The organism is Psychrobacillus sp. NEAU-3TGS (assembly GCF_029955155.1).
Classification (GTDB): domain Bacteria; phylum Bacillota; class Bacilli; order Bacillales_A; family Planococcaceae; genus Psychrobacillus.
The window spans coordinates 659081-681749 of the sequence record NZ_JAPNOZ010000012.1 but is presented as its reverse complement, the minus strand read 5'-3'; the positions used below and the strand labels follow the sequence as shown (position 1 = coordinate 681749).

Here is a 22669-nt window from a genome sequence, read left to right as displayed (position 1 = left end):
GATGAAAGCAGTCGATTTAGTTCAACAAATTTCCAATGTGCCTACATTTAAAAAATATGGCCGTGTAAATAGAGTTGTTGGATTAATGATTGAATCTCAAGGTCCTGAAAGCTCAATCGGCGATGTATGTAAAATTCATATCAACTCTTCTAAAAACGGTCATTCTGTCATTTTTGCTGAAGTAGTCGGGTTTAAAGAAGAAATCGTTATTTTAATGCCATATACCAATATTCGAGAAATATCAACAGGATGTTTAGTCGAAGGTACGGGTAGCACCTTAGAGATAAAGGTTGGTCCTGATTTAATAGGGAAAGTGCTCGATTCGATGGGGAATCCGATAGATGGAACTATGTTGCCAAAAGGCTTGATGACTGTTGGCACAGAACAAGATCCACCAAATCCCCTTACCCGTCCACCGATTGACGAACGCATTGAAGTTGGTGTAAAAGCGATTGATGGAATGTTAACGATCGGAAAAGGTCAAAGGGTTGGGATCTTCGCAGGGTCTGGTGTTGGTAAAAGTACATTGCTTGGAATGATTGCAAGAAATACAAATGCTGACTTAAACGTTATTGCCCTTATTGGAGAACGTGGAAGAGAAGTACGTGAGTTTATCGAGCGAGATTTAGGGCAAGAAGGTTTAGCAAGATCAATTGTTGTGGCCGCTACATCAGATTCTCCAGCATTAATGCGTATTAAAGGTGCGTTTACCGCTACAGCGATTGCCGAATATTTTCGAGATAAAGGGCTCAACGTTATGCTGATGATGGACTCTGTGACCCGTGTTGCGATGGCTCAACGTGAAATTGGACTTGCAGTTGGGGAGCCTCCTGCTACAAGAGGGTATACTCCTTCTGTGTTCTCTATCTTACCGAAGCTATTAGAGCGGACGGGTACCAATGAAAATGGAACAATTACTGCGTTTTATACCGTGCTTGTAGACGGTGACGACATGAACGAACCGATTGCAGACACTGTCCGAGGTATTTTAGATGGCCATATCGTACTCGATCGGTCACTTGCTAACAAAGGGCAGTATCCAGCGATCAATGTACTGAAAAGTATTAGCCGGCTGATGAATCATATATCGGATGAAAAACATAAAAAAGCAGCGGAACGTTTACGAGATTTATATTTTACGTATAACAAATCAGAGGATTTGATCAATATAGGTGCTTATAAACGAGGAACATCCAGAGAAATTGATGAAGCAATACAGTATGAGCCTTTAATCACAGCATTTTTAAAACAAGGCTATTTAGACAAAGTAACATTACAGTCGAGTGTAGATGAATTAGTGAAACTAGCAGGTGGTGGTTCGTAAAATGGTTGCCTATCAATATAAATTTGCAAAAGTGTTAAACATTCGAGAACAGGAAAAGTCAGAAACGGAAATCGCGTATAAAGAATCTGTCCATTCCTTTGAAAAAGTAGCGACGGAATTATATGAGCTATTGAAAAAGCAAGAAGATACAGTGGATGCGCAGAATGACCGTTTATCATCAGGGTTGTCTGTCGATCAAGTCCATCATTATTCCAAATATATAGATGGACTTCAAAAAAGAATTGATGTAGTTCAAAAAGAAGTCATACAAGCACGTACGAAGATGAACTGGTTTGAAGAGAAGCTAGTAGAAAAATCGTTAGAAGTACGAAAGTTCGAAAAGATGAAAGAAAAAGACTTTGAACAATTCAGGCAAGAACAACAACGACTAGAAACGATACAGTTAGATGAGATTTCTTCTTTAAAGTTTCAAAACAAAGAGATTAGGTGAGTAAAAGCATGGCTAACCGGAACAAATCGAAGAAAAGCATTCTACAAGAAGAAAATAATGCAAAAGGTATAAGCAAAATGAAAATGTTTTTTTATTGGTTTATCATTCCTTTGTTATTTGCTTTAGCTCTCCTACTAATCATTGCTCAAATATTGAATGTGAATGTTTTTGAGAAAGCAAAAGAGTTAACCGGTGTTGGACAAACTGAAGTAGTAACAGAAGACTTAAAAACGGATAATCTTGAACAAAGAGTTGTTTCTTTACAAGCAGAAATTCAACAAAAAGAGGCAGAAATAGGTCAACTGCAACAGCAGATAGAAGACTCTGTAAAATCAAATGAAGCGCTGCTAGTAGAACAGGAACGACTACTGGATGAAATAGAAACACTTAAAAGAGAACAAACAAGCACGAAACAAGCATATAGCGAAATAGTTTCGACGTTTGAAAAAATGTCTGCTAAAGCGGCTGCTCCCGTCATAACGAAAATGAGTGATGCAGAAGCGCTGCGCATACTAACTAGTTTGAAACCAGATACAGTAGCGAAAATTTATGAAAAAATGACGCCTGAAGACGCGGCAAAATATACAGAGCTAATGGCAGAGTAATAACAGCTCTAATTGAAGGGAGGTGAGATAGTACGTGAATCTCGCAACAATTGTCAATATGGGAAATAATATAGCACTACCAGCAAAGGGGCAGCAGTTATCTCCTCAAAGCAATCAAATTTTTGGCAATGTTTTTGGACAAATATTATCCAATCAACAACTTCAACCAACCGTTGATACGATACTTAAAATGCCTGAACAGGATGTAACTCAAGACATATTATCCATTCTTAATACAGCATCGCTAGAAGAACTAGAAGTGTTACTTGGATCGAAGGAATTAGAGGTAAATCCGAAACAGTTAAAAGAGTTACTATCCAAGCTACTAGGAGAAGATATTGATCCGGTAGAAGAGATGACAGAATCCAATGTATGGGACATTCTAGCAGGCGTTCAACAACAGGCAAATAAGCTAACAGATGCGATTACCTTATCGCTTAGTGGGCAAGGACCAGCATCACCAGCAGAAGCAAAGCAAGCTGTACAATTACTTAAAATAGCACAGCTAATTGGCAATAAATCGGATCTTAATTTAAAACAAGAATCCACATTATTTGACCTAAAACAATTGCTTGAAAATGTTAAAGAAAGTACAACGGAAGTTACTGTAACTGGAAATCAAAAGCCGGATATGATGCAAGGATTAAAGCACGTTACCCACCAAGTAATCGTTCGACAAGTTACAAACCAGGTTCCAAATGAAACGATTGTTGAAATGAAAGAAGAAACGACCAATATACAATCGCAAACTTCTACAATGGTACAAACAAAAGTAGAAACAGTATCGATCACATTACCGACTGAAAAACCTGCACAATCAGAAGAATTTTTGAAAGAGCTTCAAAAGGTCATGAATCGTGTACAGTTTGGACAAACAGGCGGAGCGAATAGGTTAGTTATTAAAGTGTATCCGGAGCAGCTTGGTACAATTCGTATTGAATTGGTCCAAAAAGATGGTATATTAACTGCAAAAATGTTGGCATCTACTGCACTAGGAAAAGAGCTGTTAGATTCAAACTCAAATCATTTAAAGCAAAGCTTAGTTAATCAAAATATTCAAATCGACAAGCTAGAAATAACACAAGCTCTACAAGATCCAAATAGACAAGAAAGAAACCAATCTTTCCAAGAGTCATTTAAACAACAACAACAACAGCAGCAGGAGCAGGAGCAATCTAATGAGCAACTGGAAGATCAATCTTCATTTGAAGAGTTTTTAAAGGAAATGGAGGTATAGCAAGTGGCTGACATGAACCCAATTACAAGTAATATGTACTTGGCAAATCAAAAAAAGGTAGAAAAGCAAACGGGGAACAGTGCACTTGGAAAAGATGCGTTTTTAAAAATATTAATGGCGCAACTACAAAACCAAGATCCAACAAACCCAATGAAAGACACCGAGTTCATCGCTCAAATGGCGCAATTCTCTTCTTTAGAACAAATGTCTAACTTAACGAAAGCATTTGAGAACTTTGCACAAGTACAAGAGCAAAGCCAAATGATCGAGTATAGTAGTTTCGTAGGAAAAGAAGTGAAATGGCATGAGTTAACAGACAAGCTAGATGAAGCGGGCAAGCCTATTGTAAATGAAGGTACTGGTCAAATAAAAGCGATTAAATTTGTTAATGGTAATGTAGAATTTACACTCGCGGACGGTAAAGTGATTTCACCAGGAAATATTTCGGAAATTGTAGCAAACGGAGCAGGTACAAATAGCTTAGTAGAAGCAAGTATGATGATAGGTAAAACAGTAGGCTATATGAACGGTGAAACAGCAGGAACCGGACAGGTTGTTTCTGTAACCAAAAAAGACGGTTCAATCGTTTATAACTTAAGTGACAACACGACAATTACAGCTGATCAAATAAATTCGATTAGTTAAATAGAACGGGGACTTGCAATGGACAACATGAAGATGAATCGAGTTCCGCTGCAACCAACAATCCATCAAGCTTATACATCCAAACAAGTCACAACGCCAAAACAATCGTTCTTACAGCATTTACATGAGGCTACCGTAAAAACAGAGCTGAAAGTTAGTAAACATGCTAATCAACGATTGATAGATAGAAATATTCACATCTCAGAAGCACAATGGCAAATGATTAATGACAAAGTAGCAGAAGCACGTTCAAAAGGTGTAAAAGACTCTCTAGTCTTGACGGATCAAGCAGCTTTAATCGTCAGTGCAAAAAATGCAACAGTGATTACTGCTATGGATCGCACGGAAGCAAACAATCAATTATTTACAAATATCGACGGCACGATCGTGCTCAACTAATAAATAGCAGGACCTTGAAAAGGATGCTATGTGCAGCGGACTGATTGAAGCTAGCACACAAATTGAAGGGAGAAAAAATTAAATGATTCGCTCAATGTACTCAGGAATTTCAGGTTTAAAAAACTTTCAAACAAAACTAGACGTGATTGGTAACAATATTGCCAATGTTAATACTTATGGATTTAAAAAGGGACGTACAGTTTTTAAAGATTTGATCTCACAAACTACTGCAGGAGCAACAGCTGCGACAGCTACACGCGGAGGAGTTAATGCTAAACAAGTTGGATTAGGATCTCAATCGGCAAGCATTGATACTATTCACTCCGGGGGTTCTTTACAGACTACTGGTAATACATTGGATTTAGGTATATCGGGAGAAGGATATTTTCAGGTGAGCGAAAATGGTTCTACTGATATCTCTTATACTAGAGCCGGGAACTTCTATCTAGACAGCAACGGTGATTTAGTAAATGGAGATGGTATGTATTTAGTAGGTGATACTACACCTTTAAATATTCCAGTAGACTCACAAAGTATGTCAATTGGACAAGATGGTACAGTTACTTATGTTGATAATGCGGGAGCTCTACAAACTGCGGGTGTAATTCAAATGGCAAAATTCCCTAATAGCGGCGGATTAACAAAAGCAGGTTCAAACTATTTTAAAGAATCTCCAGCTTCTGGTGCTCCATTAGCAGGTAATCCTTTAGAGGAAGGTCGTGGATCTATCAACTCAGGTTTCCTAGAAATGTCCAACGTTGATTTATCCGAAGAATTCACAGACATGATCGTAGCACAACGTGGGTTCCAAGCGAACACTCGTATTATTACAACTTCTGATTCCATTTTAGAAGAGCTTATCAATTTAAAACGTTAATCTATTAATCTATTAAACTAGTATATTTGTAAGGGAGGGGTGGGCCGTTCCTTGAATGGCCCGGCCCTTTATATATGATTAACTTAACACGATTAAATGGCAAAGAGTTTTCGTTGAATGCTCTATACATAGAGACAGTGGAAGCTTTTCCGGATACAACGATTACACTTACAAATGGTCATAAATATGTTGCGTTGGAATCCAGAGAAGAAGTACACGCTCAAATTTCCCAGTTTTACAAGGATATACATATATTAGCGAACCCCCATATAAGAGGTGAAGATCATGAAGAATAAAAATAAACTGCTAACCATTATGCTGATCATTTTAGTTTCCATCACTTTAGTAGGTGTCATTGCAGTGCTCATTATTTTTCAACTTAATAAAGGTGAAGAAGAAACAGGACCGACTATCGATGAAATAGTTGAATCCTCGGTCGATATACCGGAAATCACGACGAATCTTGCAGCGAATAAATTCATTCGTATTTCGTTAAAAGTGCAAACGGATAATCCAAAAGCTGCTGAAGAGTTAACGAAACGGGATTTCCAAGTGAAAAATATTGTTATTACAGAGCTTTCTGAAATGACGCCAGAAGATTTAGAAGGAAAGACAGGAAAAGCAAATTTTCAATCATCCTTGAAAACGAAAATTAATGAGTTAATGGATGAAGGGGAAGTGCAGCAAGTTTATATAACTTCTTATATAATTCAGTAATGTACTATTTTTTTGAATGGAGGTGGGCAGATTGGCAGGGGATATATTATCTCAATCAGAAATAGATGCGTTGTTAAGTGCTCTTTCAACAGGCGAAATGACAGCAGATGAGATGAAAAGTGAGCAGGAAGCTAAAAAAGTTAGAGTATATGACTTTAAGCGAGCACTTCGTTTCTCAAAAGATCAAATTCGTAGTTTAACACGAATTCATGAAAATTTTGCTCGTTTATTAACAACATTTTTTTCTGCCCAATTAAGATCGTACGTACAAATTTCTGTCGTATCCGTGGATCAAATTCCGTTTGAAGAATTTATTCGTTCGGTGCCACATATGACGTTGATCAATGTGTTTGAAGTTCCCCCATTAGAAGGAAATATTCTAATGGAGATTAATCCAAATATCGCCTACACGATGCTGGATCTTTTAATGGGTGGTCGAGGGGAAACTCATACAAAGACATATAATTTAACAGAGATTGAAACGAAAATAATGACGAATCTATTTGAGCGTTCGTTTGATAATTTAAGAGAAGCTTGGGCTAATATTGCAGATATTGATCCAATTCTTACAGAGCTAGAAGTCAACCCACAATTTTTACAGATGATTTCGCCGAACGAAACAGTAGTTGTTATATCCTTTAATACGATTATTGGAGAAACAAGTGGAATGATTAATATTTGTATACCACACGTTGTTTTAGAACCAATCGTACCTAACTTATCGGTGCGTTATTGGATGCAAACAAATAAAAAAGAAGTATCTCCTGAGCAGTTAAAAGTACTCGAAAAACGTGTTAAATCAGCAGAAATACCAATAGTAGCAGAAATAGGGTCCACTAATATTTCTATTGAAGACTTGTTGTACTTACAATTAGGAGATGTAATTCAGTTAAATGCAAAAATAGATGATCCTTAACAGTAAAAGTTGGGGATATGCCGAAGTTTAAAGCACAACCGGGTAAACTTAAAAATCGGATGGCTGTACAAGTCATGGAAACTTTGAAAGGAGGAGAGGAAGATGATGAGTGATGATATGCTCTCCCAAGAAGAAATTGAGGCCCTCCTAAGGGGAACAACATTGGAAGAAGAGAAAAAAAGTAAACAAGCAACGAATGATATTCAAATAGGAGATTATTTGGATGATTTTGCTCAAGACACTTTAGGAGAAATCGGAAATATATCTTTTGGTAGTTCTGCTACTGCATTGTCTGCTCTTTTAGGTCAAAAAGTAGAGATAACGACACCAAATATTAGCATGATTAATCGTTCGAGACTTAAAGAGGAATTTCCACAACCATACGTAGCAGTTCAAGTTCATTATACAGCTGGGCTCACTGGGATGAATCTTCTTGTCATTAAACAATCAGATGCTACTATAATTGCAGATTTAATGCTTGGTGGAGATGGAATTGATCCAAAGCCAGAGCTGAGTGAAATTCAGTTAAGTGCAGTGCAAGAAGCGATGAATCAAATGATGGGCTCCGCAGCGACATCCATGTCGACTGTGTTTAATAAAAAAGTGGATATTTCACCACCTTCTATTGACCTGATGAACTTATTAGCTGATGAAGGAACGGATGCCATTCCAGACGATGAAATGTTGATAAAAGTATCGTTCCGTTTAAAAATTGGCGACTTAATCGATTCGAATATTATGCAATTACTTCCGCTTGAATTCGGATTGAACATAGTACAATCATTAATGGGAGAAGAAGAGCAAGAAGCCGCTGCAACAATCATGGAAGAAAGAGTAGAAACTACTCCAGTACAAACACAAAATCCGGTGGCGCAAACAGGGCAAACTCGCCAGCAAGTACAAGAGCAAGCGCCAATGCAATTTACTCAACCACGTCAAGCGCAGCCACAAGTGGAAGTGCAGCAAGCACAATTTACTAGTTTTGAAGCACCAAGTCTGACACAAAATGAATCGAGAAATTTAAATTTACTACTTGATATACCGCTACAAGTAACAGTAGAATTAGGTCGTACTAAAAGAACAGTGAAGGATATACTGGAACTGACAAGTGGCTCTATTATTGAACTAGACAAATTGGCTGGAGAACCAGTTGATATTTTAGTAAATAATAGACATATTGCTAAAGGGGAAGTCGTAGTAATTGATGAAAACTTCGGTGTTCGAATTACGGATATTCTAAGCCAAGCAGATCGTATTAACAATTTACAATAAGTAATGGGGGAGACATACTATGTCAAAAAGAATTTTAGTAGTAGACGATGCTGCATTTATGCGCATGATGATCAAAGATATTTTATCTAAAAACGGGTTTGAAGTAGTTGGAGAAGCTGGAGACGGGGTACAAGCTATTGAGAAATACGCCGAACTTAAACCAGATTTAGTAACGATGGATATTACAATGCCTGAAATGGATGGAATTGCTGCATTAAAAGAAATTAAAGCAAAAGATCCAAATGCAGTTATTATTATGTGTTCTGCTATGGGACAACAAGCAATGGTTATTGATGCTATTCAAGCTGGTGCAAAAGATTTTATCGTAAAACCTTTCCAAGCAGATAGAGTAATTGAAGCAATTTCCAAAGCAATCGGGTAATACAATGATGAGGAAATTCACCCTCGTATTTTGTATCATCTCCACATTATTTTTACTATACGATCAAGGTGCGTATGCAGCGGTAGATCCGAATGAAAGTATAGAGGAGTTTTATAACAACAAATCCAAGACAGAGAGCAAAGAGGAAAAGCCTGCTTCAAACGAAGACCAAGAAGTAAATGAAGAAGCTTCAACGAGTCCAGTGTCTGTTACCGTCTGGGATTATGTAAAAATGATTTTCGCTTTATTATTCGTCGTGTTATTGCTGTTTGGCCTATTAAAGTTTGTAAATAGTAGAAATAAAACGTTTCAACATAACCAGCTAATACAAAATCTAGGTGGAGTTGGCGTCAGTCAAGGTAAATCTGTTCAGTTATTACAAGTTGGCAATTCTCTATTTTTAGTTGGTATTGGAGAAGATATTACTTTATTAAAAGAAATAGAGGATCCAGAAGAAATAGAGAAGCTAACGAAAATATACGAAGAAAAACAAGATATCGGGAAAACAGTTCCATACATATCCGAGCTAGTTCATCGTATGAGAGAAAATGTATCTACTAAGTCAAAAAATAATGAGCAAAAAAACCATCATTAACGAAACGTTTCAAAAAAAGTTGCGAGAAATAAAAAAAGACCGTAGTGATGTATTAAAGGATTGGAAGACAAAGGAGAGCGAAAAAAATGAATGATTTTGTCCAGTTCTTTTCGGACAGTGATCCGTCAAATGTCTCTACTTCAATCAAGTTAATGCTATTGCTGACGGTTTTATCTTTGGCACCAAGCATTTTAATATTAATGACAAGCTTTGCTCGAATCGTTATTATTCTATCCTTTGTCCGGACGGCACTTGCCACACAGCAAATGCCTCCGAACCAGGTGATTGTTGGTCTGGCGTTATTTTTAACGTTTTTTATCATGGCGCCTACATTCCAGCAAGTAAATGAAGAGGCATTAACTCCTCTTTTCAATGAAGAGATAACATTAGAGCAAGCGTATGAAAATGCAAGTGGGCCATTTAAAGCGTTTATGAGCAAGCATACGAGGCAAAAAGATTTAGAATTATTTTTACGTTATACAGAGGCAGAACGACCAGAAACAATTGAAGATATCCCGCTAACGGTTATGGTTCCTGCATTTGCCCTAAGTGAGATTAAAACTGCCTTTCAAATAGGGTTTATGATATTTATTCCTTTCTTAGTAATCGATATGATCGTTGCCAGTGTATTAATGTCGATGGGTATGATGATGTTACCACCTGTTATGATCTCATTGCCGTTTAAAATATTATTGTTTGTATTAGTGGATGGTTGGTATTTAGTCATGAAATCCATATTACAAAGTTTTTAGGAGCTGATTGTTATGAATAATGAAATGGTAATTTCAATTGCAGAAAGAGCAATTTGGGTCATTCTTCTGGCATCAGGTCCTCTTCTTTTGGTCGCTTTAATAACTGGTCTTGCGGTAAGTATTTTTCAGGCAACTACACAAATTCAAGAACAAACACTTGCATTTGTTCCGAAAATTGTAGCTGTTTTAGTTGCCATCGTTTTTTTCGGGCCTTGGATGTTATCGCAGGTGACATCTTATGCTGCAGATATATTTGAAAATTTAATACGATACATTGGTTGAGAACATGGAAGAAATTATACCTAGTTTAACAGTATTATTATTAATAATTGCAAGGGTTTCTGCTTTTTTCGTCATTTTGCCTCTTTTTTCGCATCGTACGATACCTGCATCTCACAGGATTGCTCTTGCGGTCGTCCTATCATGGATGATGTATTACACGATGGATGTAGAACCTTTTGAAGTGAATGGGGATTATCTTTTATTAATTATCAAAGAAGTAATGGTTGGCTTGTTTATTGGATTACTTGCTTATATCATTATGTCCGCTGTACAAATCGCTGGAGGGTTTATAGACTTTCAGATGGGGTTTGCTATTGCAAATGTTATTGATCCACAAACTGGCGCGCAAAGTCCTTTAGTCGGTCAATTTTTGAATACATTAGCACTCCTTTTGTTGCTTGCTCTAAATGGTCATCATTTGTTGTTAGATGGTGTTTTTTATAGCTATCAATTTATTCCGATGGAGCTTACGTGGCCAGCATTTGGACAAGAAAATTATGTGGAGTTTATTATGAGAACGTTTGCGGGTATTTTTGCTGTAGCCTTTCAAATGTCAATACCAATTGTTGCAACCCTTTTTTTAGTAGATATTGCTTTAGGTATTACGGCAAGAACCGTTCCTCAGTTAAATATTTTTGTCATAGGGTTTCCTATTAAAATAGGTGTTAGTTTCTTAGTGCTGCTCATTATGATCGGTGTTTTAATGGCAGTTGTACAGAAAATGTTTGAAATTATGATCGTCAGTATGCGCGATTTAATGATTATTTTAGGAGGTGGCTAATATGTTCAGACTCCAATTAGATTTACAGTTTTTTGCTGGAGAAAAAACAGAAAAAGCGACCCCTAAAAAGAGGCAAGATTCACGTAAAAAAGGACAAGTATTAAAAAGCCAAGATGTTACAAGTGCCATCGTATTACTTTCCGTTTTTTTATTTTTATTTTTCTTTTCTGGATTTTTATCGATCTTGAAATTTTTTCTTTTTTTGATTGTTGACGTCAATCATGATTTACAAGTGCCATCGTATTACTTTCCGTTTTTATTTTATTTTCTTTTCTGGATTTTTACGATCTGAAATTTTTCTTTTTGATGTGACGTTCACCAAATATATGTTAGTGGAAACATTGACCATTGAGACATCCATTGAAATTTATAAAGATTTATTGATGGAAATGGCAGTCATCTTACTGCCGATTATGCTAGTAGCTGTAGTAGCTGCAATCGCTGCCAACTTTTTTCAATTTGGATTGCTTTTTACAACGGAACCACTCAAGTTTGATCTTAAAAAGATTGATCCGATTAAAGGGTTAAAACGTATTTTTTCACTTAAAGCAATTATCGAGCTATTGAAATCGATATTGAAAATTTCGTTTATCGGTTCGGTAACAACACTTATTTTATGGATGAATTTAGAACAAGTCTTGTCCTTGTCCTTTAAAACAGCTTGGGATACATTATCGACCGTTGGATGGTTGACGGGGATGATGGGGATATCGGCATCTGTAGTGTTGTTATTTATATCGATATTAGATTTCTTTTATCAACGATTTGACTATGAAAAAAACTTAAAAATGTCGAAGCAGGACATTAAAGATGAACATAAAAACTCAGAGGGAGATCCGATCATTAAATCCCGTATAAGACAAAGGCAAAGGGAAATGGCTATGCGACGTATGATGCAAGAAGTCCCTACAGCGGATGTGGTTATAACAAACCCAACGCATTTTGCCATTGCACTAAAGTACGATGATGAATTGATGGATGCCCCTATAGTTGTAGCTAAAGGAGCAGATCTTGTTGCTCAAAAGATCAAGCTGATTGCAAAAGAAAACGATGTAGTAATGGTAGAAAATAGGCCACTTGCCAGAGCGATGTTTGACCAAGTAGAAATTGGTCAACGAATTCCCGATGAATTTTTCAAGGCGATCGCTGAAGTGCTAGCTTATGTATATCGAATTAAACAAAAAATTTAAAGGCAAAGATTGAGGTGGAAGTGTATGCAAATCCGCGATATATCCGTTTTAGCAGCTGTCATTTCCATTGTGGCTATGCTAGTAATACCTCTTCCTCATTGGTTGTTAAGTTTTCTGATAATAGTTAATATTACCATAGCTTTATTGATATTAATGACGGCTATGAATATGCAGGAAGCTTTACAGTTTTCCGTTTTTCCCACAGTCGTATTACTTGTCACTTTGTTTAGACTTGCCTTGAACGTCTCGACTACTAGAGCAATTTTAGCGGAAGGGGACGCGGGGACAGTAGTAGAAACTTTCGGTACATTTGTAACAGGTGGAAATCTGTTAGTTGGTTTAGTAGTATTTGCTATTTTAGTTATTATCAATTTCATTGTAATTACTAAAGGGGCAGAACGTGTATCGGAAGTTGCCGCTCGTTTTACATTGGACGCTATGCCTGGTAAACAAATGAGTATAGATGCGGATTTAAATGCTGGGATGATTTCTGAAAAAGAGGCAAGAGAAAGACGTGAAAAAGTTAGTGGAGAAGCAGACTTTTACGGGGCTATGGATGGTGCTACCAAATTCGTAAAAGGGGATGCGATCGCTGGTATAATTATTGTTATTATTAACCTATTATTTGGGATTGTTATTGGTGTCGTTCAATTTGGCCTTCCTTTTGCTGAAGCAGCGTCCCTATTTTCCACACTAACTGTAGGGGATGGGCTTGTTTCTCAAATTCCGGCGTTATTAATCTCTACTGCAACTGGTATCGTTGTTACAAGAGCAGCATCTAAAGGTAATCTAGGTGGAGACATTACAAGTCAATTATTTAACCAACCAAAACTTTTATATGTTGCGGCTGGTACGATAGCTTTACTTGGTATTGTTACTCCAATTGGAATACTACTCACATTCCCAATTTCGATTGCACTTGCAATAGGGGCTTATATGATGTCGAAAAGTACGAAAGAAAGTCCGGATGAAATCGAAGAATATGAAGAGGAAGTTGCAACTGATACGATGAAAAGTCCTGAAAATGTTATTAATCTATTAAATGTGGATCCAATCGAATTTGAATTTGGTTATGGATTGATCCCGTTAGTAGATACGGCACAGGGCGGTGATTTACTCGATCGGGTGGTCATGATTCGTAGGCAGTTAGCACTTGAACTTGGAGTGGTCATTCCGGTCGTTCGTATTCGAGATAACATTCAGCTACAGCCAAATGAATATCGAATTAAAATTAAAGGAAACGAGATGGCAAGAGGAGAACTATTACTTGATCACTATTTAGCCATGAGTCCTGGAGATGATGATTCGATTGAGGGTATTGATACAATTGAACCTTCTTTTGGATTACCTGCAAAATGGATAACAGAGTCTGTAAAAGAAGACGCCGAAATACTTGGTTATACAGTTGTGGATCCACCAAGTGTTGTATCCACACATATGACGGAGATTATCCGAAACAATGCGCATGAATTGCTGGGTCGTCAAGAGACGAAACAGTTAATCGATCATATTAGAGAAACATACCCAATCCTTGTAGATGAACTTACGCCTACACCTTTAACGGTTGGGGAAATTCAAAAAGTTTTAGGGAATCTACTGCGTGAACATGTGTCCATTCGAAATTTGCCTATTATTTTTGAAACACTTGCCGATTATTCAAAAATGACGTCCGATGTCGATATATTAACCGAGTATGCGAGACAGTCATTAGCAAAACAAATAACAACGCAATATGCAGGCAATAATCATGTTTTAAAAGTGTTAACCGTTTCAGGAAGAGTAGAAAAGTTAATAGCAGATAGTATTCAGCAAACAGAACATGGGAACTATCTATCTATAGATCCAAATGATTCACAAGCCATTTTAGAATCCATGGCAAGGGAAATAGAACGAGCTTCTTTAATGGAGCAATCGCCAATTGTTCTATGTTCTCCTGCGGTACGCATGTACGTAAGACAAATGACAGAACGATATTTCCCTCAAATTCCGATTCTTTCTTACAACGAACTAGAGTCATCTATTGAGGTACAAAGTGTTGGGGTGGTGAATGTAGAGTGAAAATGAAAAAATATACGGCTGATACGATGCCTGAGGCGATGAAATTAATCCGAAAAGAATTAGGAGAAGAGGCAGTCATTTTAAGTTCGAAGGCTGTCTATTCGAAAGGCTTTTTAGGTTTGTTTAAAAAGAAATCGATTGAAGTATTAGCTGGAATGGATTCAATGGAAAGTCCAGCGCCCATCCTAGAAAAGCCAACCATTCAACAGGTCCAAGAAGACCCTAATTCAATTGCCATCAAAAAGGAATTAGAAGACTTAAAACAAATGGTTAAATCGATAGGGCGCCAAAAACCGAATAGGACTTATCCGGATGAACTGGAAGCTCTTATTCATCATTTGAAGGAGCAAGAATTAGCAGAGGAGCTTATCACATCGATTAGTGATGAGCTTTTCGTGCATATGAAAAAAAACGAAGACCATATTTCTATAGAAATGCAGCAAAAATTAGCGAAAGATTACTTGAAATCTCAGCTTGAAACATTTCCATTTGGCGGTATTTCCTATGACAAGAAATATATCAACGTACTTGGGCCAACTGGAGTAGGAAAAACGACGACTATAGCGAAAATGGCTGCTCGTGCTGTATTAGAAAAAAAGAAAAAAGTTGGATTTATTACGACGGATACATATCGAATTGCAGCAATTGAACAATTAAAGACGTATGCAGGACTATTACAAGCGCCAATTGAAATTGTCTATAACGAACAGGACTTACAACAAGCAATGCAGAAATTCGAAGCATTAGATGTAGTATTTATCGATACAGCGGGAAGAAATTACAAAGAAGTTAAATTTGTAGAAGACTTGCAAGAGCTAATTGACTTAAAAGAGAATACGGAAACATTTCTTGTACTATCTTCTACTTCTAAACAGAGGGATATGGAAGTGATTATTGAGCAATTCAAGGAATTCCCGATTGAAAAATTTATTTTTACTAAAGTAGATGAAACAAATTCTATTGGCTCCATTATTAATTTAATGGTTAAATATAAGAAGGGACTTGCTTACTATACGGATGGTCAAGAAGTCCCTGAGGATATTAGGGAAACTAGTCTAGATGAATTACTTAATTTATTCTTTAAAGGGGACTCATTATGAGAGATCAAGCTGAAGAGTTACGGCTGCGAATGCTTCGAAGTCAGCAAAAGCTAGGTCGATCTATTGCGGTTGTCAGTGGAAAAGGTGGCGTCGGGAAAAGTAATTTTTCGATGAATTTCACGACCACCTTAAGTGAGGTAGGGAAAAAAGTAGTACTAATTGATATGGACATCGGTATGGGAAATATTCATATTTTGCTTGGAAAAACAGTTCCAACTAATTTGAAGGACTATTTAGTCGGAGAAAAAACGCTTGAAGAAGTCATGTTTGAAGGGCCGAATAACCTACAATACATTTCAGGGGGGTCTGGCCTTTCGGGAGTTATGGAGTGGAATGATAAAATGTTCACTCGCCTAATTGAAGCGTTTGAATATTTGCAAAAAAATTATGATTACATCGTCTTTGATATGGGTGCTGGTGCAACAAGTCAAACCCTAGATTTACTAGTCTCTGTGGATGATATTATTGTCATTACTACTGCAGAACCTACTTCCATAACTGATGCCTATTCGATGATGAAATTTATCTATTTCAAAGATCCAGATAAAAACTTCTTTTTGCTTTGCAATCGTGCATTCTCGGAAGAAGAAGGGTTTGATACAACAGCTAGGTTAAAACTTGCGATGTCTAAATTCTTATCAAAAGAAATCATTGTGCTGGGTTCACTGCCAGAAGACCCAGTCGTACGTATGTCCGTGAAAGAACAAGTCCCTTTTTCTATTTTATATCCAAATGCCGCCATTACCAAAAAGCTTAAACAAATGGTTAGTAGTTTTACTAATATTGAAGTAGAGGAAACAGATATTCCACACCAAAGTACATTCATCTCTCGGTTGAAAAATCTATTTTCAAGGAGGTCATGAGCTGATGGTTCTTTTACCAAAAAAGAAATTATTGATTGTTGATGACTCTGCGTTTATGCGAAAGTTGATAGGTGACTTTTTCAAAGATAGTAATGTAATAGAAGTGGTTGGGATTGCACGCAACGGTAAGGATGCCATTCAAAAAATAAAAGCATTAAAACCTGACGTTGTTACGCTAGACGTAGAGATGCCAGAAATGAATGGGCTAGACGCGTTAAAACAAATTATGGCAGAAACTCCGGTTGCAGTTATCATGTTATCTAGCACTACGCAAAGAGGGACCGAAATTACATTACAGGCTATGGCATATGGGGCAGTAGATTTTGTCGCAAAACCGAGTGGAACGATTTCATTAGATTTACATAAGATTAAAGACGAACTAGTGGCGAAGGTTGAGAATGCTGCACACGTCACCATTAGTAAATTGAATAAAGTTACTACTAAACTTTCGACGACTACACCTAAACTACTAGATAGAAAACCAGTAGCAAGCAACGTAGTTAGTACAAAAAGAGTGTCCATTTGGAGTAAAACGTCTAAAAAAATGGTATTGATCGGCACCTCTACAGGAGGTCCTAGAGCATTGCAGGAAGTGATTACAAAGCTTCCCAAAAACATGCAAGCTCCCGTGCTTATTGTTCAGCATATGCCTGCTGGATTTACGAAATCTTTAGCTGAAAGACTCAATCAATTAGCTGAAATAGAAGTAAAAGAAGCGGAAAATGGAGATATCATTCGTAATGGTCATGCCTATATTGCTCCCGGTGGCTATCATATGAAAATCCAAAAAGTTGGTAGTTCATATTGCATTGTTTTAGATAACGAAGAGGCGCCTAGAGCAGGACATAGACCCTCAGTAGATGTCTTATTCGAAGATAATAGCCATTATAATGATTTCGATAAAATTGCTGTTATTATGACAGGGATGGGATCAGATGGTTCCAAGGGTCTTGTGCAGCTGAAGAAAAACGGCCATGTCGTAGCCATTGCTGAATCGGCGGACTCATGCATCGTCTATGGTATGCCAAAAGCCGCAGTGGAAACGAAGGTCGTAAACGAAGTAGTCGATTTAGAAAATATCGCAAAAGCAATCATACAATATTTACCTTAAAGGGGTGTTAATAAATGGATACAAGTCAATATTTAGAAATGTTTATTGAAGAGAGCAAAGAACATTTACAAGCTTGTAATGAACACTTATTAGAATTGGAAAAAAATCCAGAAGATATTGCCATTGTAAATGAAGTCTTTCGTTCAGCACATACGTTAAAAGGTATGTCTGCTACGATGGGATACGAGGATATTGCAAATTTAACACATAAAATGGAAAACGTACTAGACGAAATAAGAAATAATCGTTTGCATGTAACAGCTGATTTACTGGATGTTGTATTTACAGCAGTTGACCAGTTAGAAGAAATGGTTTTAGATATTGCGGCAGGTGGTAACGGGAAATTAGACGTGGCAGATACAGTACAAAAACTGCATGCAATCGAAACAGGAGAAGAAGTACCAGTTGCAGCAACTACTGTTGAAGAAACTGTAACTGTAGACTCTTCTAACGTGCAAAATTGGTTGAACTATGATGATTATGAATTAACGGTCATCCAACAGTCGTTGGAGCAGGATTATCATACATATGAAATTTACGTTAAACTACGAGAAGATTGTTTGTTAAAAGCAGCACGTGTTTATATGGTTTTTGAACTATTGGAGAAAATGGGAGATGTTATAAAGTCCTCTCCGTCCGTTGAAAAGTTGGAAGAGGAAGATTTTGATGAAGTTTTCTATATTGCCTTAGTGACTAATGAACCAAAAGATGATGTACAAAAGAAATTAATGAAAGTTTCCGAAGTCACAGAAGTAGTTGTCCAAGCTGTAACTTTAGAGCAACTAAAAACTCGCCAACAGGATGAATTAAGCAAAGTTGAGGAAGAAAAGCAAGTAGCTGTTCAAACTCCCGAACAAACGAGTGAGACTACCGAATTGCAGCCAGAGAAAAAAGAAAAATCATCTGCTCCAAAAGGTAATACTCCTACTAGCAGTAAAACAATACGGGTAAACATTGAACGTTTAGATGTTCTGATGAATTTATTTGAAGAGTTAGTGATTGATCGTGGTCGATTACAGTCCATTTCAGAGGATCTTCGAAATGCTGAATTAGATGAGACTGTTGAGCGGATGTCTAGAATCACAGGAGATTTACAAAATATCATTTTGAATATGCGCATGGTACCAGTGGAAACAGTATTTAACCGTTTCCCACGAATGGTAAGACAATTGGCAAGAGATTTAAATAAGAAGATTAACTTAGAAGTTATTGGAGCAGAAACAGAATTAGACCGTACGGTGATTGACGAAATTGGCGATCCACTTGTTCATCTTATTCGGAATTCCCTCGATCATGGGATTGAAAGCCCGGAAGTGAGAAAATCGAAAGGCAAGCCTGAAGAAGGTACAGTTGTTCTCCGTGCTTACCATAGTGGGAATCATGTCTTTATCGAAATCGAGGATGATGGAGCAGGGATTAATCGGGAAAAAGTGCTGAAAAAAGCTATTTCTAGAGGTATTGTAAGCGAAGAAGTTGCTTTGACTTTAACAGATAAACAGGTTGCGGAGCTTATTTTGTCTTCTGGTTTTTCTACAGCTGATGTCATTTCAGATGTATCAGGACGAGGCGTGGGATTAGACGTCGTTAAAACAACGATTGAATCACTTGGTGGAACGATAGAGATCTCTTCAACAGAAGGAAAAGGATCCTTATTTTCAATCCAATTACCATTAACATTGTCTATTATTTCTGTCATGTTAGTGGAACTTGGGGAAGAGATTTATGCAATTCCTCTCTCCTCGATTATTGAAACAGCCATTATACGTTCATCTGATATTTTAAATGCACACAATCAGAAAGTAATTGATTTCCGAGGAAAAGTAGTGCCTTTAGTATTTTTAGAAGATGTGTTTGATGTACCAAGAGAAAGCACAAAAGAGGAATTCCATTCAGTTGTCCTAGTTCGAAAAGGGGACAAAATGGCTGGACTTGTTGTAGATTCGTTTATTGGACAGCAAGAAGTTGTCTTGAAATCGCTAGGAGCGTACTTAACGAGTGTTTTTGCTATTTCTGGAGCAACTATTTTAGGGAACGGTAAAGTGGCATTAATCGTAGATTGTAATGCATTGATTATATAAGAGTTTATCTTTCAGGAAGGATGCGAAACTATATGACAGAAGCTGTAGATGTTCAAAATGTAAAAGTAGTTGTTTTTCAATTGGCAGATAAGGAATATGTCATTCCGGTCACACATGTGCAAGGAATCGAAAAACTGACGCATATTACGAGAGTACCTAAAACACCCTCTTATGTAAAAGGGGTAATAAACTTAAGAGGTGTAGTTACACCAATCATAGATCTAAGAAATCGTCTTGGACTAGGAGAAAGTAACTTAAATGAAGCTTCTAGAATCATCATTATCACCTTAGAAGATATGAACGTAGGTGTAATTGTAGATTCCGCAAATGATGTGTTAGACATTCCGACAGATTCAATAGAACCACAACCAGAAGTAGTAGGCGGATTCGAAGAAGATTATATAGCTGGTGTCGCTAAACTGGACAGTCGTTTATTAATATTGTTGCATATGCACCTCGTATTAAATCCGATAAAGTCAGGTGTTTAATACATGTATAAAAAAATATAACATCGATCCATTTAGATGTTTTAAAGGAAATAGGTAATATTGGCGCTGCCCATGCAGCAACCGCACTATCGACATTGTTGAATAAAAAAATTGAGATGACTGTTCCTAAGGTGGAGATGGTATCTTTCGACGATATGATGGATTTAGCCGGGGGGGCTGAAAACGTAGTCGCAGGTATCTATCTTCGAATTGATGGCGATGTGACTGGGAGTATGTTTTTTGTGTTACCTGTAGAGCAGGCTAACCACTTCATTCAATCGTTAGTGCAAGATAGTAGTGTGGATTTTCAGACCGGTGAAGTTTCTGAGTTAGGAGCCTCAGCTATGCAAGAATTGGGTAATATTCTTTCTGGGTCCTATCTATCTGCATTATCTGATTTTACGAGTCTTCGAATTTATCCGTCCGTACCTGCTTTAAGTGTAGATATGGTTGGAGCTATTGTTAGTTTTGGATTAGTAGAAGTTTCTCATATTAGTGATTACGTTATTGTGATTGATACCGCGATTACTGAGGAAAATACACCGAATGGTGGAAGTGTGAAAGGACATTTCTTCTTGTTGCCTGACCCTGATTCATTTGAAGCTATTTTCACTGCTTTAGGAGTACAGTAATATGATTGGACAAGGTCAAGTAGTTAAAGTTGGGATTGCGGATATGAATACAGCTAAAGCTCCAGACACGATACGCACTTCTGGTCTGGGCTCATGTGTAGGGGTCGTATTATATGATGAAAGGTCACAAATAGCTGGATTAGTTCATGTGATGCTACCAGATTCTAGTTTAGGTAGAACTGAAACGATTAATATTGCCAAATTTGCTGATACTGGTATACCTGCTATGATTGAGCAGCTTAAATTAGAAGGGGTACAACCTTTTAGATTACGCGCTAAAATAGCGGGTGGTGCGCAAATGTTCCAATTCTCTTCTGGTAAAGACACCATGCGAATTGGTCCTCGCAATGTGGAAGCGGTGAAGGAATATTTAAAAAAGTTTTCCATACCGATTGTTGCAGAAGATACAGGTGGAAGTAGCGGGAGAACGATTGAATTTAATCCTATGACGAAACTATTAAATATTCGAACGGTAAACCAAGGTGTTAGAGATATTTAGATGATTCAGAGCTTTCTCCTAAGGAATGCACGAAAAATGTCAAATCTATGTTAAACATTCAATGAAAGTAGGGGATGTCGATGTTTTCGACTCCCCTTTTTGTGTAGAAATTTGCTATAATATACATATTCATCAGATATATTGAAAAGGGGTGTAATAGTGGCAAAAGAAAATTCGACAGAGGAAGAACTCCTTTGGAAAAGATGGATAGAATCTAAAGATTCAGAGGCCGGAGATTTACTTATACGCAAGTATACGCCCCTAGTTACCTATCATGTTCAACGTATTGGTGCAAGCATCCCTAAAAATATATCAAGAGACGAACTGAAAAGCCTAGGTATGATGGGCTTATTTGATGCGCTTAACAAATTCGACTATTCAAGAGAGTTAAAATTTGATACGTATGCTTCTTTTCGGGTGCGCGGAGCAATTATTGACGGTCTAAGAAAAGAAGATTGGCTTCCAAGATCTTCTCGTGAAAAGGCGAAGAAGTTAGAATCTAAAATTGAAGAGCTCGAACAACGATTATTAAGGCATGCATCTGCAGAAGAAATAGCAGATTATGTCGAAATGCCGGTAGACGATGTTTATCAAACCGTTCAAGAACATTTTTTTTCTAACGTATTGTCTATTGATGAGCAATTACAAGATAATGAAGAAGCGGATTCAAAGTCTTTTGTGATTAGAGATGATGCCCAAAAAACACCAGAGCAACAGATGGTGAAAGAAGAATTACTTCGTGATCTTGCCGGACAAATTCAGCAATTAAACGAAAATGAGCAATTAGTGCTGAGCCTATTCTATACAGAAGAGTTAACTTTAACTGTGATTGGCGAAATGCTTGGACTATCGACATCCAGAATCTCACAAATCCATTCAAAAGCACTGTTTAAGTTAAGAAGGCTACTCGCAAACGAAATGACGAATGTATAAGAAAAAATGAAAAGATGATTGGTTACAGTTTAGGGATACTGTGCGGTAGTGAGTTAAATGAAGTGGACGCTTGGATTTCCGCTACCGGGTGGACGCTTTCCGCGGGCACGGCTTCAATCTCCTCGGGGCTTTCAGCTCGTACTGTTCCCGTCGGAGTCGCCACCCCTTCGCTACAATCCAATAGAGTTTGCTATTTACTCCCTAAGGAGACACTAAATTTAGTACTATGTTGCATTTTCTGTGGGTGAAAACCTTTTATTAGTTGAAAAGATATACTATCTAGCGATTGTTGGGACCCATTGTTTGAATGGCTAATAGAATTTATACTGTACATAAAATGATTTTCAATTAGAAACTGCTTAACAGTGGTAAATAAATTAAAGAGCTTTTTTGCATTTAATTATGGATTAGTCAGCAAGTTCTATTGATGGAAGCGTAAGGCGGCGACACCTGCGGGATCAGCGGGACAGGTGAGACCCCGC

24 protein-coding genes and 2 pseudogenes are annotated in these 22669 nt (G+C 37.4%); all 26 read left to right on the top strand.

Features of this window, described 5'->3' with window-relative positions:
* Position 1 precedes the first annotated feature (1 nt).
* The 26 genes and pseudogenes from fliI (at position 2) to OR571_RS19645 (ending at position 22187) form a co-directional block, all read left to right on the top strand.
* Entirely contained in the window at positions 2–1324 is a 1323-nt protein-coding gene (fliI, locus tag OR571_RS19775) for a flagellar protein export ATPase FliI (protein ID WP_282245389.1), read from the top strand.
* A 1-nt stretch (position 1325) separates the two neighbouring features.
* Positions 1326–1775, top strand: a complete 450-nt coding sequence (fliJ, locus tag OR571_RS19770; protein WP_282245387.1) for a flagellar export protein FliJ — start codon at positions 1326–1328, stop codon at positions 1773–1775.
* An 8-nt stretch (positions 1776–1783) separates the two neighbouring features.
* Positions 1784–2380, top strand: coding sequence for a MotE family protein (locus OR571_RS19765; RefSeq protein ID WP_282245385.1), 597 nt, complete (start codon positions 1784–1786; stop codon positions 2378–2380).
* Between the two features lie 34 nt (positions 2381–2414).
* Complete coding sequence (locus OR571_RS19760; RefSeq protein WP_282245384.1) at positions 2415–3617, top strand: flagellar hook-length control protein FliK; 1203 nt, start codon at positions 2415–2417, stop codon at positions 3615–3617.
* A gap of 12 nt (positions 3618–3629) precedes the next feature.
* Positions 3630–4262: a flagellar hook assembly protein FlgD gene (gene flgD, locus OR571_RS19755; protein ID WP_282246305.1), complete on the top strand. Its 633-nt coding sequence runs from the start codon at positions 3630–3632 to the stop codon at positions 4260–4262.
* 18 nt (positions 4263–4280) lie between these two features.
* A complete protein-coding gene (locus OR571_RS19750; RefSeq protein ID WP_282245383.1) occupies positions 4281–4661 on the top strand; it encodes a TIGR02530 family flagellar biosynthesis protein in 381 nt (126 codons plus the stop codon).
* A gap of 82 nt (positions 4662–4743) precedes the next feature.
* A complete protein-coding gene (flgG, locus tag OR571_RS19745; RefSeq protein ID WP_282245382.1) occupies positions 4744–5538 on the top strand; it encodes a flagellar basal body rod protein FlgG in 795 nt (264 codons plus the stop codon).
* 74 nt (positions 5539–5612) lie between these two features.
* The gene (locus OR571_RS19740; protein WP_282245381.1) at positions 5613–5834 is read left to right on the top strand and encodes a flagellar FlbD family protein; all 222 of its coding nucleotides are present in this window, start codon (positions 5613–5615) and stop codon (positions 5832–5834) included.
* Entirely contained in the window at positions 5824–6255 is a 432-nt protein-coding gene (gene fliL / locus OR571_RS19735; RefSeq protein ID WP_282245380.1) for a flagellar basal body-associated protein FliL, read from the top strand. Before OR571_RS19740 ends, fliL begins: the two co-directional genes overlap by 11 nt.
* Positions 6256–6286: 31 nt before the next feature.
* Positions 6287–7284, top strand: a pseudogene (gene fliM / locus OR571_RS19730) (flagellar motor switch protein FliM).
* Entirely contained in the window at positions 7277–8443 is a 1167-nt protein-coding gene (gene fliY / locus OR571_RS19725; protein WP_282246303.1) for a flagellar motor switch phosphatase FliY, read from the top strand. Before fliM ends, fliY begins: the two are co-directional and overlap by 8 nt.
* Before the next feature lie 19 nt (positions 8444–8462).
* Positions 8463–8825 carry a response regulator gene (locus tag OR571_RS19720; protein WP_142537771.1) on the top strand — a complete coding sequence of 121 codons (363 nt, stop codon included), beginning with the start codon at positions 8463–8465 and terminating at the stop codon, positions 8823–8825.
* Between the two features lie 4 nt (positions 8826–8829).
* A complete protein-coding gene (locus OR571_RS19715) occupies positions 8830–9420 on the top strand; it encodes a flagellar biosynthetic protein FliO (protein WP_282245378.1) in 591 nt (196 codons plus the stop codon).
* An 86-nt stretch (positions 9421–9506) separates the two neighbouring features.
* Positions 9507–10172, top strand: a complete 666-nt coding sequence (gene fliP, locus OR571_RS19710; RefSeq protein ID WP_142537773.1) for a flagellar type III secretion system pore protein FliP — start codon at positions 9507–9509, stop codon at positions 10170–10172.
* Between the two features lie 12 nt (positions 10173–10184).
* Complete coding sequence (gene fliQ / locus OR571_RS19705) at positions 10185–10454, top strand: flagellar biosynthesis protein FliQ (protein ID WP_093263173.1); 270 nt, start codon at positions 10185–10187, stop codon at positions 10452–10454.
* Between the two features lie 4 nt (positions 10455–10458).
* Positions 10459–11235: a flagellar biosynthetic protein FliR gene (fliR, locus tag OR571_RS19700; RefSeq protein WP_282245366.1), complete on the top strand. Its 777-nt coding sequence runs from the start codon at positions 10459–10461 to the stop codon at positions 11233–11235.
* A gap of 1 nt (position 11236) precedes the next feature.
* A pseudogene (gene flhB, locus OR571_RS19690) lies at positions 11237–12425 on the top strand (flagellar biosynthesis protein FlhB).
* Positions 12426–12449: 24 nt separating this feature from the next.
* Positions 12450–14483, top strand: a complete 2034-nt coding sequence (gene flhA / locus OR571_RS19685; protein WP_282245365.1) for a flagellar biosynthesis protein FlhA — start codon at positions 12450–12452, stop codon at positions 14481–14483.
* The gene (gene flhF / locus OR571_RS19680; RefSeq protein ID WP_282245364.1) at positions 14480–15583 is read left to right on the top strand and encodes a flagellar biosynthesis GTPase FlhF; all 1104 of its coding nucleotides are present in this window, start codon (positions 14480–14482) and stop codon (positions 15581–15583) included. Before flhA ends, flhF begins: the two co-directional genes overlap by 4 nt.
* Positions 15580–16446, top strand: a complete 867-nt coding sequence (locus tag OR571_RS19675) for a MinD/ParA family protein (protein WP_282245363.1) — start codon at positions 15580–15582, stop codon at positions 16444–16446. The genes flhF and OR571_RS19675 overlap by 4 nt, the downstream gene beginning before the upstream one ends.
* Positions 16447–16450: 4 nt before the next feature.
* The gene (locus tag OR571_RS19670) at positions 16451–17557 is read left to right on the top strand and encodes a protein-glutamate methylesterase/protein-glutamine glutaminase (RefSeq protein ID WP_282245362.1); all 1107 of its coding nucleotides are present in this window, start codon (positions 16451–16453) and stop codon (positions 17555–17557) included.
* Between the two features lie 14 nt (positions 17558–17571).
* Positions 17572–19635 (top strand): chemotaxis protein CheA, encoded by a 2064-nt coding sequence (locus OR571_RS19665; RefSeq protein WP_282245360.1) that lies wholly within the window; start codon positions 17572–17574, stop codon positions 19633–19635.
* 32 nt (positions 19636–19667) lie between these two features.
* Complete coding sequence (locus OR571_RS19660) at positions 19668–20123, top strand: chemotaxis protein CheW (RefSeq protein WP_282245358.1); 456 nt, start codon at positions 19668–19670, stop codon at positions 20121–20123.
* Between the two features lie 17 nt (positions 20124–20140).
* The gene (locus OR571_RS19655; protein ID WP_282246302.1) at positions 20141–20755 is read left to right on the top strand and encodes a chemotaxis protein CheC; all 615 of its coding nucleotides are present in this window, start codon (positions 20141–20143) and stop codon (positions 20753–20755) included.
* 1 nt (position 20756) lies between these two features.
* Entirely contained in the window at positions 20757–21254 is a 498-nt protein-coding gene (locus tag OR571_RS19650) for a chemotaxis protein CheD (protein WP_282245356.1), read from the top strand.
* Positions 21255–21413: 159 nt separating this feature from the next.
* On the top strand, positions 21414–22187 hold the full coding sequence (locus OR571_RS19645; RefSeq protein WP_282245354.1) for a FliA/WhiG family RNA polymerase sigma factor: 774 nt from the start codon (positions 21414–21416) through the stop codon (positions 22185–22187).
* Positions 22188–22669 lie beyond the last annotated feature (482 nt).

Coding starts and splice junctions, on each gene's coding strand:
- fliI (WP_282245389.1), top strand. CDS start 2: ATGAAAGCAGTCGATTTAGTTCAACAAATTTCCAATGTGCCTACATTT.
- fliJ (WP_282245387.1), top strand. CDS start 1,326: ATGGTTGCCTATCAATATAAATTTGCAAAAGTGTTAAACATTCGAGAA.
- OR571_RS19765 (WP_282245385.1), top strand. CDS start 1,784: ATGGCTAACCGGAACAAATCGAAGAAAAGCATTCTACAAGAAGAAAAT.
- flgD (WP_282246305.1), top strand. CDS start 3,630: ATGAACCCAATTACAAGTAATATGTACTTGGCAAATCAAAAAAAGGTA.
- OR571_RS19750 (WP_282245383.1), top strand. CDS start 4,281: ATGGACAACATGAAGATGAATCGAGTTCCGCTGCAACCAACAATCCAT.
- flgG (WP_282245382.1), top strand. CDS start 4,744: ATGATTCGCTCAATGTACTCAGGAATTTCAGGTTTAAAAAACTTTCAA.
- OR571_RS19740 (WP_282245381.1), top strand. CDS start 5,613: ATGATTAACTTAACACGATTAAATGGCAAAGAGTTTTCGTTGAATGCT.
- fliL (WP_282245380.1), top strand. CDS start 5,824: ATGAAGAATAAAAATAAACTGCTAACCATTATGCTGATCATTTTAGTT.
- fliY (WP_282246303.1), top strand. CDS start 7,277: ATGAGTGATGATATGCTCTCCCAAGAAGAAATTGAGGCCCTCCTAAGG.
- OR571_RS19720 (WP_142537771.1), top strand. CDS start 8,463: ATGTCAAAAAGAATTTTAGTAGTAGACGATGCTGCATTTATGCGCATG.
- OR571_RS19715 (WP_282245378.1), top strand. CDS start 8,830: ATGATGAGGAAATTCACCCTCGTATTTTGTATCATCTCCACATTATTT.
- fliP (WP_142537773.1), top strand. CDS start 9,507: ATGAATGATTTTGTCCAGTTCTTTTCGGACAGTGATCCGTCAAATGTC.
- fliQ (WP_093263173.1), top strand. CDS start 10,185: ATGAATAATGAAATGGTAATTTCAATTGCAGAAAGAGCAATTTGGGTC.
- fliR (WP_282245366.1), top strand. CDS start 10,459: ATGGAAGAAATTATACCTAGTTTAACAGTATTATTATTAATAATTGCA.
- flhA (WP_282245365.1), top strand. CDS start 12,450: ATGCAAATCCGCGATATATCCGTTTTAGCAGCTGTCATTTCCATTGTG.
- OR571_RS19675 (WP_282245363.1), top strand. CDS start 15,580: ATGAGAGATCAAGCTGAAGAGTTACGGCTGCGAATGCTTCGAAGTCAG.
- OR571_RS19670 (WP_282245362.1), top strand. CDS start 16,451: ATGGTTCTTTTACCAAAAAAGAAATTATTGATTGTTGATGACTCTGCG.
- OR571_RS19665 (WP_282245360.1), top strand. CDS start 17,572: ATGGATACAAGTCAATATTTAGAAATGTTTATTGAAGAGAGCAAAGAA.
- OR571_RS19660 (WP_282245358.1), top strand. CDS start 19,668: ATGACAGAAGCTGTAGATGTTCAAAATGTAAAAGTAGTTGTTTTTCAA.
- OR571_RS19650 (WP_282245356.1), top strand. CDS start 20,757: ATGATTGGACAAGGTCAAGTAGTTAAAGTTGGGATTGCGGATATGAAT.